Annotated in this window: 12 protein-coding genes; 8 read left to right on the plus strand and 4 right to left on the minus strand. The window is 42.8% G+C overall.

Annotated features, from left to right (window positions below):
* Window positions 1-16: 16 nt before the first annotated feature.
* The 3 genes from NQ508_RS02825 to NQ508_RS02835 form a co-directional block, all read right to left on the minus strand.
* The gene (locus tag NQ508_RS02825) at window positions 17-277 is read right to left on the minus strand and encodes a putative Se/S carrier protein (protein ID WP_006428654.1); all 261 of its coding nucleotides are present in this window, start codon (window positions 275-277) and stop codon (window positions 17-19) included.
* Between the two features lie 43 nt (window positions 278-320).
* The gene (locus NQ508_RS02830) at window positions 321-1,598 is read right to left on the minus strand and encodes a double-cubane-cluster-containing anaerobic reductase (protein ID WP_006428653.1); all 1,278 of its coding nucleotides are present in this window, start codon (window positions 1,596-1,598) and stop codon (window positions 321-323) included.
* A gap of 140 nt (window positions 1,599-1,738) precedes the next feature.
* Window positions 1,739-2,893 carry an aminotransferase class V-fold PLP-dependent enzyme gene (locus NQ508_RS02835; protein WP_006428652.1) on the minus strand — a complete coding sequence of 385 codons (1,155 nt, stop codon included), beginning with the start codon at window positions 2,891-2,893 and terminating at the stop codon, window positions 1,739-1,741.
* A 252-nt stretch (window positions 2,894-3,145) separates the two neighbouring features.
* Here NQ508_RS02835 and NQ508_RS02840 point away from each other — a divergent pair, with 252 nt between their 5' ends.
* The 5 genes from NQ508_RS02840 (at window position 3,146) to NQ508_RS02860 (ending at window position 9,451) form a co-directional block, all read left to right on the plus strand.
* The gene (locus NQ508_RS02840; protein WP_006428651.1) at window positions 3,146-4,297 is read left to right on the plus strand and encodes a double-cubane-cluster-containing anaerobic reductase; all 1,152 of its coding nucleotides are present in this window, start codon (window positions 3,146-3,148) and stop codon (window positions 4,295-4,297) included.
* 642 nt (window positions 4,298-4,939) lie between these two features.
* Window positions 4,940-5,158, plus strand: coding sequence for a cation transporter (locus NQ508_RS02845; RefSeq protein ID WP_006427889.1), 219 nt, complete (start codon window positions 4,940-4,942; stop codon window positions 5,156-5,158).
* A gap of 125 nt (window positions 5,159-5,283) precedes the next feature.
* Entirely contained in the window at window positions 5,284-7,152 is a 1,869-nt protein-coding gene (locus tag NQ508_RS02850; RefSeq protein WP_006427888.1) for a heavy metal translocating P-type ATPase, read from the plus strand.
* Window positions 7,153-7,169: 17 nt separating this feature from the next.
* The gene (locus tag NQ508_RS02855) at window positions 7,170-7,541 is read left to right on the plus strand and encodes an ArsR/SmtB family transcription factor (RefSeq protein ID WP_006427887.1); all 372 of its coding nucleotides are present in this window, start codon (window positions 7,170-7,172) and stop codon (window positions 7,539-7,541) included.
* 416 nt (window positions 7,542-7,957) lie between these two features.
* Window positions 7,958-9,451, plus strand: coding sequence for a sodium-dependent transporter (locus NQ508_RS02860; RefSeq protein ID WP_006427885.1), 1,494 nt, complete (start codon window positions 7,958-7,960; stop codon window positions 9,449-9,451).
* Between the two features lie 354 nt (window positions 9,452-9,805).
* Here NQ508_RS02860 and NQ508_RS02865 read toward each other — a convergent pair whose 3' ends face one another.
* A complete protein-coding gene (locus NQ508_RS02865; protein WP_006427883.1) occupies window positions 9,806-10,969 on the minus strand; it encodes an SAM-dependent methyltransferase in 1,164 nt (387 codons plus the stop codon).
* 244 nt (window positions 10,970-11,213) lie between these two features.
* Between NQ508_RS02865 and NQ508_RS02870 the strand changes: the two genes are divergently transcribed.
* The 3 genes from NQ508_RS02870 (at window position 11,214) to malQ (ending at window position 15,691) form a co-directional block, all read left to right on the plus strand.
* Window positions 11,214-11,525, plus strand: coding sequence for a metal-sensing transcriptional repressor (locus NQ508_RS02870; protein ID WP_044920197.1), 312 nt, complete (start codon window positions 11,214-11,216; stop codon window positions 11,523-11,525).
* Window positions 11,526-11,563: 38 nt separating this feature from the next.
* The gene (locus NQ508_RS02875; RefSeq protein ID WP_044920166.1) at window positions 11,564-14,101 is read left to right on the plus strand and encodes a heavy metal translocating P-type ATPase; all 2,538 of its coding nucleotides are present in this window, start codon (window positions 11,564-11,566) and stop codon (window positions 14,099-14,101) included.
* A gap of 102 nt (window positions 14,102-14,203) precedes the next feature.
* Complete coding sequence (gene malQ / locus NQ508_RS02880) at window positions 14,204-15,691, plus strand: 4-alpha-glucanotransferase (protein ID WP_006427880.1); 1,488 nt, start codon at window positions 14,204-14,206, stop codon at window positions 15,689-15,691.
* Window positions 15,692-15,879 lie beyond the last annotated feature (188 nt).

Raw genomic sequence — 15,879 nt, forward strand, 5'->3', positions numbered from 1 at the left:
GTTTCACATATATTTTTTAACAATATTTATCCCGCTTCGGGTTGATATCCCGTTCAATGGCGGCAATTTTTAATATTTCGATCTGATTCTCGTCGATGCATTTCTGGATCGTATCCAGGTCTTCTTCTCTAACGAGCAGTGAGATGCCGCAGCATTTACTGGCCACGCGCGGTGTAGGAGCGATAGTGGTCTTGATTCCGGCTTCTTTTAATATCCCATACAGACGCATTCCGTTGTCATGGTTGGGAAATAATACATAATGCTGTATCTTTTGCATGATCTGTTACCTCGGTTATGTATCGGACATGAATTGTCTGATATTATTTGTTATCTAACATTTCGATAAATGCACTGATTCTGGTACGAAGTTGTCCTGCATCGCTGTCGGTGTAATCGGTCTCGATTCCAAGGACAGGGATTCCGGATTCTTTCAGTGCTTTCTCTACGAAATAGCCTTCGGTATCATAAAGGTTACAGAACTTGAGGTTCACATCGATGATACCGTCAACTTTGTATTCCTTAGCAAGACGTAAGATGTCATCAATACGGCCTTCATTTGGTGTAAAGCATGCGCAGTTGATCTTCATGTATCTTTCAGCCAGAGCCATATACTGGTCTTCCAGTGTTGTCTTGCTTTCATCGACAAGATTTTCAAAATATCTGGTTCCGGTACACATCTCTTCACAGACGATTGCAGCACCACTGGTCTCTACAATATTATGAAGCTTCCAGTTCGGAATTGCAAGAGGAGTTCCGGTCAGCATGATACGTTTGGTTCCGGCAGGAACAACGCTTACACCGTCTTTTACTCTCTGATCCAGTTCGTCACATAACTTATTCGTCATCTGTGTAAATCTTGCAGGATCATCATAGAATGCAATCTGAGAGATCAGAAGTACATCACATCCGCTGATTGGAAGATTCTCATTCTTACGAAGATTGTAAAGACGCTCCAGAGCTTTTCGTTTATTGTTAATTAATTTAATACTTTCGGCCAGTTTTTCGGCAGTGACTACATTTCCTGTAAATTCTTCTACGACATTTTTAAATGTCTCAATTTCTTCTGCCCATGCCTTGATGTCTTTGGCACGTTTCATTTGAGGAAGGTCCATCACATGTAACGGTACGTCTTTGGCAAGAATCTCCCATGCTTTCTTCTTGCCGTCGCAGGTGGTCTCCCCGATGAACATATCTGCGATACGGAAGAATGGACAGGTGCGGTCAAGACGTGCACCAACAGATGCCTTGATCAGTGGACAGGTATTGGCAGGAAGGACTTTCTCTCCGCCAGGAACCCAGAACTGGGAACCGCCGCATAATCCGGTTGCAATCGCATCTGCCGCAAATACGATCTCGTCCGGTACATATACACAGAATGTGCCGAAGACTTTGCCGCCTTTTTTCTGATGCTCGATCAGTTCTGCAGGGCGGATACCGTGAATATCTGCAACTACCATATTATAATAGTCCATAGAATCCGGACGGTTTTCCTGCGATAAAAATACATCTCCAAATGCCTGTGGAAGTACTGCACAGAGCTGGTCATGCAGTTCTACATCCATTCCGAGTTCTTCCCACATTTTACGATAATCAGCCATTTTAAAATACCTCCTTATAGTGTAATTGATCCAATTGTATCGATAAGTTAAACGTAACACTTTTAGGGGGCCCAGGCAATGCATACCGGAAGAATTGGCTATAGATAATTTACAAGTTCAATAGAATATATCTATAGATTCTATACTGAGAACAGTTCTCGAAATCCAGCGATGCACTGGTCGATTTCTTCGATGGTATTAAAGTGGCTGAAAGCAAAACGTATCGTTCCCTGAGGCATTGTATGCAGGGTCTGATGCGCCATCGGGGCACAGTGGAGTCCGACCCTTGTCATAATTCCATAATCCTGTTCCAGAGCAAATGCAATCTCTGCATTGTCATAGTCCGGGAAATCAAGAGAGACGACAGCAAGCCGGTCCTGAAGGGTCTGCCTTCCCACAATATGTGCCTGTGGAATTTCACGTATTTTTTCAAGAAAATGTCCGGTCAGTGCCATTTTCTTCTGATGGATTGCGGAAATCCCGGTTTCGTCCAGATAAGTGAGGGCAGCGTGAAGTCCGATGATGCCAGGGAGATTTAATGTGCCGCTTTCATACTTGTCCGGGAGATAGTCCGGCATAAGAAGCGAATCCGACTGGCTTCCGGTCCCGCCTGCAATCAGAGGTGTCAGTTCCTGATCCAGAGCTTCTGAGATCAGAAAGCCGCCGATACCCTGCGGGCCAAGCAGTCCCTTATGTCCGGTAAATGCAAGAAAGTCGATGTTATATTTCTGCATATCGATATCGACAGAACCGGCACTCTGTGCAGTGTCCACGGCAAAGAACAGATGACGGCGCCTGCATATCTCACCAATCTCACGGATTGGCAGAATGGTTCCGCATACATTGGAAGCGTGGAGCATGATGACTGCTTTTGTCTCCGGACGGATCAGAGCTTCGAGCGATTCCGGATGCGTTGTGCCGTCTGTCTCTGCAGGAATCATCGTATAATGGATATCCTGTGAAGCAAGCTGACAGAGCGGACGCATCACGGCATTGTGTTCCAGACTGCTGACCAGCACGTGGTCGCCGGGCTTTAAAAATCCTTTGAGCAGACAATTCAGAGAATAGGTGATCCCCGGTGTAAATACGACACATCTGGAATCCGGTGCATGAAAAAATCTGGCGAGCTGCATGCGGGTCTTAAGTACCTGATTTTCAAGTTCGTAGGCACCTTCGTAATTTCCCCGGTTAATATTGAAGGCACCGGATTCTAAAAGTTTCGTCATGGAAGCAGCGACTCCCGGTGCTTTCGGCCAGGATGTGCTGCCGTTGTCAAAATATATGTTCTGTTCCATAGAAAAACCTCCATGATAAATATGGTATCTGATACGTATATTGTAACAGATTTCCATATTAACGTATACAGGAGATGAAGTCAGGAAAAGGATAGAAAATGCGAATAATATTCATAGACGATATTAATAGAATGGAACGATTTATCAATATTTCCTATTATGTAAATACAGGTACAGGTGGTATGATAGTCTTATGAAAAAAATTATCAAAAAAATTATCAAAAAATAAAAAAAGCACGGAGGAAATTTATTATGGAGTTAATTAAAGAACTGCCGGAGGTATTCGAAGAATTTGCAGAACAGCGTCAGAAATCATTCCTGGCAATGAAGGGGTTAAAAGACCAGGGAGTTCCGGTTGTTGGCGCATATTGTACTTATTTTCCGGCAGAGATCGCAAGAGCAATGGGAGCAGTTACAGTCGGCTTATGCTCTGTATCCGATGAGACAATCCCGGACGCAGAGAAAGACCTGCCAAAGAACTTATGTCCACTGATCAAATCCAGCTATGGATTTGCCAAGACAGACAAATGTCCATTCTTCTACTTCTCAGATGTAGTTGTTGGGGAGACTACCTGTGACGGAAAGAAGAAAATGTACGAGTATATGTCAGATTTCAAAGATGTATTCGTAATGGAACTGCCAAATACACAGAGCGAGATGGCCCTGAAACTCTGGAAGAGTGAACTGATTCGTTTCAAAGAATATCTGGAGAAAAAATTCGACGTAGAGATCACAGATGAAGCTGTATTAGAGGCCGTAAAAGAAGAAAATAAAGTAAGAAAAGTCATGAAAGACCTGTATCATGTCATGGCACTTGATCCTGCACCGATCAAAGGCGGCGACCTGTTCAAAGTATTATACGGAAGCGGCTTCAAATTCGATCGTAAAGCAATCCCGGCAGAGATTGAAGCCATGAGAGAGAAGATTGAAAAAGAATACGAAGAAGGTAAGAGACTGGACAAGATGCCTCGTATCCTGATCACCGGATGTCCGATCGGCGGAGCAACTGAGAAAGTGATCCGCGCCGTAGAAGACAATGGTGGAGTTGTAGTTGCATTCGAAAACTGTAACGGAGCAAAATCTTTTGACAAATTAGTAGACGAAGAGAATCCGGATGTATACGATGCACTGGCAAGACGTTACCTGAACATTGGCTGTTCTGTAATGACACCGAATCCAAACAGACTGGACCTTCTGGATCGCCTGATCGATGAATTTAAGGTAGACGGAGTTGTCGAGATGACACTTCAGGCTTGTCATACATATAATGTAGAGTCACTGGCTATCCGTAAATTTGTGAATGAGAAGAAGGGTATTCCGTACATTAATGTAGAGACGGATTATTCGCAGGCTGATATCGGGCAGTTGAATACTCGAATTGCGGCATTTATAGAGATGCTGTAAATTTCTATTTAATGCATCATGGCGGCTGTCACCGACCGGAATAAAACTACAAGGTCCCAGCTTGTGCTGACTCTAACCATGAGTCCGTATGCACAGGCTGGGACCTTGTAGTTTTATTCCTGAGGTTTCGCATGCCATAATAATTAAACAGAGGAACCGTAACCTTTGTGATACCGGAAGTGTACGAAAAAGCCGGAAAATCAATGGTTTCACCACAACTTTCCGGCTACACAACGGTTACAATCCCTCTATTGAATTCATTATTATTGGCCAATCACGACATGAGAAAGACTTGGTATTGTGTTTGATGCGTATTTTGGCGCGATGTGTAGAAGTTCTTAGGCAGTTTGACTTCCCGTTAAAGGGACGGAGCGAACTGTTTGAACCCCGTAGGGGTGAGTTTTGAGCGGAGACCCTTTCGTTCTTAGGGAAGGCGGACTGCCTAAGAACTTCTGCATCTTGACATCCAGCAACAAACATAATACCAAGCCTTTCTCATGGACCGGGGTAAGCCACGATGATGAACTAAATAGAAAAAATCTATTGACATCATGAAGCAAAATGCTATAATTAAAACAAACATATGAATAACTGTTCATATATTCAAATAATCAAACAACGAAAAAGAAAGGAAGTATTATCATGAAAAAAACTTACAAAATCGACGTAGACTGCGCAAACTGTGCAAACAAAATGGAGCAGGCAGCTAAGAACACAGACGGAGTAAAGGATGCAACTGTAAACTTTATGATGTTAAAGATGATCGTAGAATTTGAAGAGGGTGCAGATCCTAAGAAAGTAATGAAGGATGTGCAGAAGAACTGTAAAGTTGTAGAAGATGACTGTGAGATCTTCCTGTAAGAGAAAATACTCATAAAAACAGGATATACGCAGTATTTTGTGAAGGAAAATGATTGTGGAGCGGCTTCATCAGGCAGAATGAAGAAGCGTTGAGAAGAGTGCAAGGAGAAAGGCTGGGGAAAGATATGACGAAAAGACAGAAAAAATCTCTGACCAGAATTATTATCGCAGCGGTACTTATGATCATATTGAAGTTCCTGCCTGTAGAAGGGTGGCTGAAGTTCGTACTTTATATGGTTCCGTACCTAGTTGTCGGATATGATATTTTAAGGAAGGCGTTCAAAGGGATTCTGAATAAGCAGGTATTTGATGAGAACTTTCTGATGGCAGTTGCTACGATAGGAGCAATTGCGCTTGGTAACTATAAGGAAGGCGTATCGGTTATGCTGTTCTATCAGATCGGAGAATTATTCCAGAGTTATGCGGTCGGAAAGAGCCGCAGGAATATCAGTGATCTGATGGATATCCGTCCGGATTATGCCAATATTGAAAAAGACGGGGAACTTGAACAGGTAGATCCGGATGAAGTGGAAGTCGGAACGATTATCGTCGTTCAGCCGGGAGAAAAAGTCCCGATCGATGGTGTGATCGAAGAAGGAAGCAGTACATTGAATACCAGTGCACTGACCGGGGAAAGTGTTCCGAGAGAAGCGGCAGCCGGTGATGAAGTCATCAGTGGATGCATTAACCTGACTGGTCTTCTGAAGATCCGTACAACAAAAGAATTCGGAGAATCTACCGTATCCAAGATCCTGGATCTGGTAGAGAATTCAAGTTCCAAGAAATCAAGATCTGAGAACTTTATTTCCAAATTCGCCAGATATTATACACCGGCAGTCTGCTATGGTGCGCTTGCACTTGCAATCTTACCGCCACTGGTCAGAATGTTTGCGTTTGCGCTTGCGCCGGAATGGGGCGACTGGATCTACAGAGCACTGACATTCCTGGTTATCAGCTGCCCGTGTGCACTGGTGATCAGTATCCCGCTCAGCTTCTTTGCAGGAATCGGCGGAGCAAGTCATGAAGGTGTCCTGGTAAAAGGATCGAACTATCTGGAGACGATGGCACAGACAAAATATGTGGTATTCGATAAGACAGGAACCATGACGCAAGGCGTATTCGAGGTGAATGGAGTTCACCACAATACGATGCCGGAAGAACAGTTATTAGAGTATGCGGCACTTGCGGAGTGTTCTTCTTCTCATCCGATCAGTAAGAGTCTTCAGAAAGCATATGGCAAACAGATCAACCGTGACCGTGTGACAGAGATTGAAGAACTGAGCGGTAAAGGTGTGACTGCAAAGGTTGACGGTATTCCGGTAGCGGCAGGTAATGCCAAACTTATGAAATATCTGAATGTGGAATATAGTGAATGTGAAGAAGTCGGTACGATCGTCCATGTTGCAGTAAACGGAAAATATGCAGGACACATTCTGATCTCAGACAAATTAAAACCGCATGCAAAAGAAGCAATCAGAGATCTGAAAAAAGCGGGCATCACCAAGACAGTTATGCTGACTGGTGACATGAAGCGTGTGGCAGATAAGGTTGCAGAAGAACTGGGAATCGGAGAAGTGTACAGTGAGCTTCTTCCTGCAGATAAGGTTGCGAAGGTAGAACAGCTTCTGAGTCAGAAATCAGAGAAAGAAAAGCTTGCGTTCGTCGGAGACGGAATCAATGATGCGCCGGTACTGTCGAGAGCAGATATCGGAATTGCCATGGGTGCACTCGGATCAGATGCAGCAATCGAGGCAGCAGACGTTGTCCTGATGGACGATGATCCGAAGAAGATCGTAAAAGCAATCAAGATTTCCAGAAAATGTATGCGCATCGTATATGAGAATATTTACTTTGCCCTTGGAATCAAGGCAATCTGCCTGGTCCTGGGAGCACTCGGAATTGCGAATATGTGGATGGCAATCTTCGCTGATGTCGGAGTTATGGTCATTGCTGTATTGAATGCAATCCGCGCATTATTTGTGAAAAACTTATAGAAAAGGCTGGTGGGCAGATGGCAAAATTAGAAGAAGGAATGGAAGTATGTGAATCATGTGAGGTACATGAGAATCTTCTGAAGATCGTAAATGAAAAGATGCCGGAAGAAACGGAATTGTATGATCTTGCAGAATTGTTCAAGGTATTCGGTGATTCGACCAGAATGCGTATCCTGTTCGTGTTGTTCGAAGCAGAGGTGTGTGTCTGCGATCTGGCAGAGGCACTGAATATGACACAGTCTGCAATCTCACATCAGCTCAGGATCCTGAAACAGAACAAACTGGTTAAGAGCAGAAGAGAAGGAAAATCCGTGTTCTATTCACTGGCAGACGATCATGTGCGTACGATCGTAGACCAGGGAAGAGAGCATATTGAAGAAGATCTGTAGCATAAGAAGCTTATGTGAAAGAATACAAAGAATTAAAATTAAAAAAGAAAATATATAGTATAATGAATTGTTATGAGAAAGCGGGAAACCTGTATCAGATGATAGAAAGTCTGATACAGGTTTTTGTGTATCACCATGTGTTCGAAAGGAGCTGCCGGTGGCAGGTTCTGTAGATACCGAAATATGCATCCGAAATTGTAGATGTATTAGACTAAAGTATGAAAACCAGTCTATTTACTGGCAAATTATCAGAAATTAACAAACAATAAAACAAAATGCGTTTAATATTACACTTTCTTATATTTGTATAAAAAAACTTAATATTTTATATTGACAATTTAATAACCATCTTTTACACTATGGTTACAAGGTATTCATTTCTAATTAATTTCGATATTCGAATGGAGGTTTGAGTTATGGAACAGAAACAAGAAAAATTTAGTACCATAGGTTACATAGCCGCCGCGTTAGGTATGTGTATTGGTACTGGTAATGTATGGCGATTCCCACGAGTGTGTGCGGCAAACGGTGGTGGAGCATTTATCATAGCATGGACGATTGCAATGCTGGTATTTGCAGTACCGCTCCTTTCCACAGAGATGGCATTCGGTAAAAAGACGAGACTTGGATGTATCGGTACTTTTCGTGATGCAGGTGGAAAGAAATATACATGGATGGGATTCTTTGTAGCAGCAGTATGTTTCTTCCTGATGAGTTATTATTGTGTACTTCAGGGATATTGTTTGAAATACGCAGTTAATTCTGTTACTTCAGCATTTAAACCGAATCTGTCAACAGAGACGACATCGGCAATGTGGACAGCATTTACAGATTCACAGGCACAGGTTATTTTATTCCATGCGATCGGATTTGCACTTGCATGTTTCATCGTTTATCAGGGAATTGCAGGTGGAATTGAAAAATTCTGTAAAGTAGCGATACCGGCACTGTTTATCATCCTTGTAGGATTAGCAATTTACGCAGTTACATTAAATGGAGCAAATCAGGGACTTCAGTATCTCTTTACTGTTAAGAAAGAGTATATTTTAAGCCCGAATACATGGATTCAGGCATTCATCCAGGCAGCATGGAGCACCGGAGCCGGATGGGGATTCATTATTACATATGCGAACTACGTAGGAGAAGAGGAAGATGTTCCGACAAGCTGTCTGATCATGGGACTTGGTGATAACCTTGGAGCAATCCTCTCGGCACTGGTAGTTATCCCGGCAATCTGTGCACTTTCAGCTACACCGGAGGCAGCGAATGAAGCACTCAGTCAGGGCAACTTCGGACTTACATTTATTTACATTTATCAGTTATTTACAACAATCCCGGGTGGAAGATTCATTTCCTTTATCTTCTTTGGATTACTTGCAATTGCAGCAATCACATCACTGTTCTCTATGATCGAAGTTGGAGTAAAATGTGTTGTTGACCTTGGATTGCCGCGGAAGAAAGCAGTTGTCAGTGTCTGCTTCGCAGGATTCTTAGTAGGATGCTTCTCATGCTGGTCACTGGTTAACATTGATAATCAGGACTGGGTATGGGGAATCGGACTTCTGATAAGTGGTGCCTTTATCGCAATCCTGGCATGGAAATATGGTGTGGAAAAATTACGTACACAGGAAGTAAATGCAAAAGGTGCAGATGTACATCTTCCAAAAGCATATTATACCGGATGTATGTATCTGATTCCGGTTTTGGTAGTGATCATGGTGGTTTACTGGTTATTACAGACAAAGGAATGGTTCCCGGATACCTGGCTGAATCCGTTTATTATTCAGGATAACACAGGAACTGTATTACTTCAGTTCGGAGTAGTGATCCTTGTAGGTCTTGCACTATCCAAGTTCTTTAATACAAAGACTGCAAGGGGAGCTATGAAAGATAACAAAGCTGCAAAATAATAGAAAGAAGGTATGAACTATGACGATAGATGCAATTATTATGATGGTGATTACACTGGTTGGATATATTGGCGGATTTAGTTATTTCATGATACGTGTATTTAAAAAAGAAAGAAGTAAATCCAAAGAGTAGGTATCGAACGGAGAATGAATAAGGGATAGTATGGTAAATTAGACGACGTTCTGATTGAAATGAATACATATCGAAAAGGAGCGGAGTCGGGATTTTGTCAGGAGTGACAGGATTCCGGCTCCGCTCCTTTTTATGCATGTGTATTAGATGTTAAGTGCAGCATGGTATCCATCTTTATTAAAGCCGGGAAATATTGTTCATATCCCCGGCTGATTCATTTTTTAATACCATCTCGTCATAGGAAGATCATTATTAATTCCCTTTGTCATTAAAATCTGATGGATATCAATAATTCCGTTATGGAAGGTGGCGGCACATGCAGAGAGGTACATATCCCACATCCTTAAGAAACGTTCATCAAACATTGTATGTGCTTCTTCAATATGATCTTTGAAGTTTTTCTCCCAGCAGAGAAGCGTACGGTTATAGTGAAGACGTAAGTCCTCGATATCCTGGGTATGGAAGTTATCTTCTGCCATGCAGTTCATGACTTCACGAAGACTGGGAACAGATCCGCCCGGGAAGATGTATTTCTTGATCCATGGATCACCAGGATGCTCTTTTAATGCACTGATGAAGTGGAGCAGGAACAGACCGCCGTCTTTCATGACCTTGCTGACACAGTCTAAGTATAACTGATAATTCTCACGGCCGACATGTTCGAGCATACCGACGCTGACAACGCGGTCATACATCTTGCCGTCAGAAGGAAGATCACGGTAGTCCATTAGCCTGACTTCCAGATAGTCGGACAATCCTTCCTCTTTGATACGTTTCTGGCATTCTTTGTATTGTTCTTCACTTAAGGTGATGCCGGTACCTTTAATTTTATATTTCTTAGCAGCTTCAATCAGAAGGAATCCCCAGCCGCATCCGATATCAAGAAGAGTCATACCTTCTTTCAGATATAACTTTTCAAGAATGTAATCAACTTTATTCTTCTGCGCCTGATACAGGGTATCATCTTCATGTTTGAAATATCCGCAGGAATAACTCATTGTTTCATCGAGCCAGAGTTTGTAGAAGTCATTTCCGATATCGTAATGACTGCTGACTTCTTTTTTCTGGTTTTTCTTTGATGAAGATGGGAACATGATAGATTTCAAATGATGTTCATCAGTTGAAAATTTACCCATCTGACCAAGAAGGTTATCAAGTGCCTGATAAAGGTTTCCCTCAATATCAAGATCACCATCCATGTAAGCTTCTCCAAGTGCAAGAGAAGTACTGGTGACCAGATCCTTTAATGGGATGACCTTTTTGAAATTTACGGTAAATGTAGGTGCGCCTTCCCCGATCAGATGTTCGTGTCCATTAATTTTGACCAGGAAAGGGTGTTCATCGAATTTTTTTAAGAATGTTATCATAGCCTGTTCTTCCAGCATAATATAACCTCCAGTTCTGCTGTCATTATTTCCTTCAGCAAGAATTATATTCCTTATAAATTTTGAAAGTCAAATAAAATAGACATTTTTTAAAAATTGTATTGGAACTACCAATAAATGAAAACATATATCAAGAACGCATATATTCCTTGACTTATGTGATAATAAGAGATAAAATACATATACCCCGTAAGGGTATGGATGTGAAAGGAGTATGCTTATGGAAGACAAGAATACAGATAATATGGAAAACAAATCAGAAAAAGGATGCTGTTGCCACACGTCCAAGCATCGTTCGGAAAAAGAATACAAAGATCTGATGAACCGCTTAAGCCGGATAGAAGGACAGGTGCGCGGAATCAAGGGTATGCTGGAGAAGGATGCCTATTGTCCGGAGATCCTGGTACAGGTGTCGGCAGTGAATGCGGCATTGAACAGCTTCAATAAAGTATTACTGGCGAATCATATCCGCACCTGTGTAGCGGATGATATCAGAGAAGGAAAAGATGAGACGGTTGATGAGTTGGTAAAGGTTCTGCAGAAACTGATGCGGTAAACAATAAGAAATAAGATGACAGGAGGAAACAGACAACGATGATACAATATATTGTAACCGGTATGAGCTGCGCAGCCTGCAGCGCAAGAGTGGAAAAAGCAGTTTCAAAAGTACCGGGGGTAACATCCTGCTCAGTGAGTCTCCTTACAAACTCTATGGGAGTAGAAGGCACGGCAACGGAACAGGAGATCATTAAGGCAGTCAAAGATGCCGGATATGGAGCGTCAAAAAAAGGAGAAGGAGCAGCGAAGGTGCAGCCGGCACAGGCTTTGGCCGGAGAGGATATGCTAAAAGACAGAGAGACGCCGGTACTAAAGAGACGTCTGATCGCATCGGTGGGATTTCTGATCGTTCTGATGTATTTCTCCATGGGACATATGATGTGGGGATGGCCGGTCCCGGGATTCATGAAAGACAATCATGTAATGATGGGACTGTTACAGATGCTTCTGACGATTACAGTCATGGTGATCAACCAGAAGTTTTTCATCAGTGGATTCAAAGGACTGATCCACCGGGCACCGAATATGGATACCCTAGTGGCACTTGGATCCGGAGCGTCTTTTGTATACAGTACGTATGCACTGTTTGCAATGACAGATGCGCAGATGCATGGGGATATGGATGCAGTAATGTCTTATATGCATGATTTTTATTTTGAATCAGCAGCTATGATCCTTGCACTGATCACCGTCGGAAAGATGCTGGAGGCAAGATCCAAAGGAAAGACGACCGATGCATTAAAAGGACTGATGAAGCTTGCGCCAAAGACAGCGGTTGTGATCCGTGGAGAAAAAGAAGTTCAGGTATCGATCGAACAGGTACAAAAGGGAGATTGCTTTGTTGTAAAACCGGGAGAGAATATTCCGGTTGACGGAGAAGTCATAGAAGGAAACAGTGCAGTCAATGAATCTGCTCTTACAGGTGAAAGTATTCCGGTAGATAAGGCTGTCGGTGATAAGGTATCAGCCGCAACCGTAAATCAGTCCGGATATCTGAAGTGCCGTGCGACCAGAGTCGGCGAGGATACGACACTTTCGCAGATTATTCAGATGGTAAGTGATGCGGCTGCAACGAAAGCACCGATCGCAAAGATTGCGGACCGTGTATCCGGTGTATTTGTGCCAATGGTTATCACAATTGCAGTGCTCACAATTATTGTATGGCTGATCGCAGGACAGAGTATTGGGTTTGCATTATCCAGAGGAATTGCGGTGCTGGTGATCAGTTGTCCATGTGCGCTTGGACTTGCAACACCGGTAGCAATTATGGTCGGAAATGGAATGGGTGCCAGAAATGGTATTATGTTCAAGACAGCAGTTTCACTGGAAGAGACTGGAAAGATGCAAATTGTTGCGCTGGATAAGACCGGTACGATCACAAGTGGAGAACCGAAAGTGACAGATATCATTCCGGCAGCGGGAGTGACAGAAGATACCTTATTAAAATGTGCGTATGCACTGGAGAATAAGAGTGAACATCCACTGGCAAGAGCAATCCTTGAAAATGCAAAAGAGGAAAATGCCGGCATCGAAGAAGTTACTGGATTCCAGGCTCTTCCGGGTAACGGCTTGACAGCCATACTGGATGGTCATACATTATATGGAGGGAATCATACATTTATCAGCAGTAAGGTATCCGTTGATGGAGATATCCAGAAGAAGGCAGAGAAACTTGCCGAAGCAGGTAAGACACCATTATTCTTTGGAAATGAAGACCGTTTATTAGGTGTAATTGCAGTGGCGGATGTCATCAAAGAAGACAGCCCGCAGGCGATCAAAGAATTACAGAACATGGGAATCCATGTAGTCATGCTGACCGGAGATAACGAACGTACTGCAAAAGCTATCGGGCAGCAGGCCGGAGTTGATGAAGTGATTGCAGGTGTACTTCCGGAAGGAAAAGAGCAGGTGATCCGTAAGCTGAAAGAAAAAGGAAAAGTTGCGATGGTCGGAGACGGTATCAACGATGCACCGGCACTTACAAGAGCTGATATGGGTATCGCAATCGGGGCCGGAACGGATGTTGCAATCGATGCGGCAGATGTTGTGCTGATGAAGAGCCGGTTAAGTGATGTACCGGCAGCAATCCGCATGAGCCGTGCGACACTCCGTAATATTCATGAGAATCTGTTCTGGGCATTCTTCTATAACATTATCGGAATCCCGCTTGCGGCCGGCGTGTGGTATCCGCTGTTCGGATGGAAATTAAATCCGATGTTCGGTGCGGCAGCCATGAGCTTATCAAGCTTCTGCGTAGTATCGAACGCATTGAGATTGAATCTTTTTAAGATGTATGATGCATCAAAAGATAAAAAATTAAAAGCCAAAAAAGAAAAAAAGAGATCCAAGAAGGAGGACAAGACAATGAAAAAAATAATGCATATTGAGGGAATGATGTGTGGACACTGTGAGGCAGCTGTAAAGAAAGCACTGGAAGCACTTCCACAGGTAGATGAAGCGGTTGTAAGCCATGAGACAGGAACAGCAGAGCTGACATTAAATGCAGAGATCGCAGATGATGTGCTGAAGAAGACAGTAGAAGACAAGGATTATACGGTGACATCTGTGGAATAATCTATGATTTCTTATATACAGAGTATACTTTTTATTTGAAGCATCCAAAGAACACTGCTATACTTAATTATAAGTATCATAACGAGGAAGGAACGAAAGTTAATGAGAAAGAGTGGAATGTTAATGCCGGTCTCTGCACTTCCGGGGGCATATGGAATCGGATGTTTTTCAAAAGAAGCGTATGAATTTGTAGATATATTAAAAGAAGCAGGACAGAAATTGTGGCAGATCCTGCCGCTTGGACAGACGGGATACGGCGATTCACCGTATCAGTCTTTTTCAACATTTGCGGGGAACCCGTATTTTATCGATCTGGAGACGTTGATCGAGGATGAACTTCTGACGAAAGAAGAGTGTGACCAGGCAGATTTCGGAGAGAATGAAGAAGAAATCGATTATGAAAAAATATATAATGCAAGATTTAAAGTATTAAAGCTTGCATATGCAAGAGCCAAAAAGAACGGATTGATGGAAAGTAAGGCATACCGTACTTATCTGGAAGAAGAAAAAGCATGGCTTGCGGATTATGCATTGTATATGGCAGTGAAAGATTCATTTGACGGAAAAAGCTGGGATCAGTGGGAGGAAGACATCAGGCTGCGTAAGCCGGAAGCAATTGCGGCATATCAGGAACAATTAAGTGCAGAGATTGATTTTTATGAATTTCTGCAGTATCTGTTCGCCGGACAGTGGGCCGGACTGAAAACATATGCCAATGAACAAGGCATTGAGATTATCGGGGATATCCCGATCTATGTAGCATTTGACAGTGCAGATACCTGGGCGAATCCGAAGCTGTTCCAGTTAGATGAAGAGAATCTGCCGGTTGCGGTAGCGGGATGTCCGCCGGATGCATTTTCGGCAACCGGGCAGCTGTGGGGGAATCCATTGTATGCATGGGATTACCATAAGAAGACAGGCTATGACTGGTGGATGAAGCGGGTGGCCTGCTGCTTTAAATTGTATGACATCATCCGTATCGACCATTTCCGTGGGTTTGATGAATATTATGCAATCCCGTATGGAGATGAGACGGCAGAGAATGGTGAATGGATGCCGGGACCGGGCATGGATCTGTTCCTTAAGATGAAGGAAACATTAGGTGACCTTCCGATCATTGCGGAAGATCTGGGATTCCTGACGGATACGGTGAGACAATTGTTAAAAGACAGTGGTTATCCGGGAATGAAAGTACTGGAATTCGCATTTGTGGCAGGAGAGGACAGTGATTATCTTCCACATAATTATGATAAAAACTGTGTAGTCTATACAGGAACCCACGATAACGATACCCTTCAGGGATGGTATCAGACACTTTCCGAAGAAGATAAAGAGATGACAAAGGAATATCTGAATAATCCATACACTCCGGATGAAGAAGTGCACTGGGATTTCATAAGTCTGGCGATGAGAAGTGTGGCAGATACGTGTATCATTCCGGTGCAGGATTATCTGGGACTTGGCAATAAGGCAAGAATTAATATGCCGTCTACACTCGGCGGTAACTGGATGTGGAGAATGAAAAAAGGCGCATTTACAGATGAACTGATCAAGAAGATCAGAAAAACGACAGAAGTCTGCGCAAGATAAACATAACAGGAAACAAAAAGAAAACACAATATTCAAACGAAGGATTCACTGAGAAGGGAATGGAAACGTTTTGGATATTGTGTTTTTCTTTTTGTTTTGTATATGCCAAAACTTCTGATTTTTCATAAAAGTATAATTTTTGACATAAAATGTATGATTTTTTGCATAACAGATATGATTTTTGGTAA

It is taken from the genome of Dorea longicatena (assembly GCF_025150085.1).
Taxonomy (GTDB): domain Bacteria; phylum Bacillota; class Clostridia; order Lachnospirales; family Lachnospiraceae; genus Dorea_A; species Dorea_A longicatena.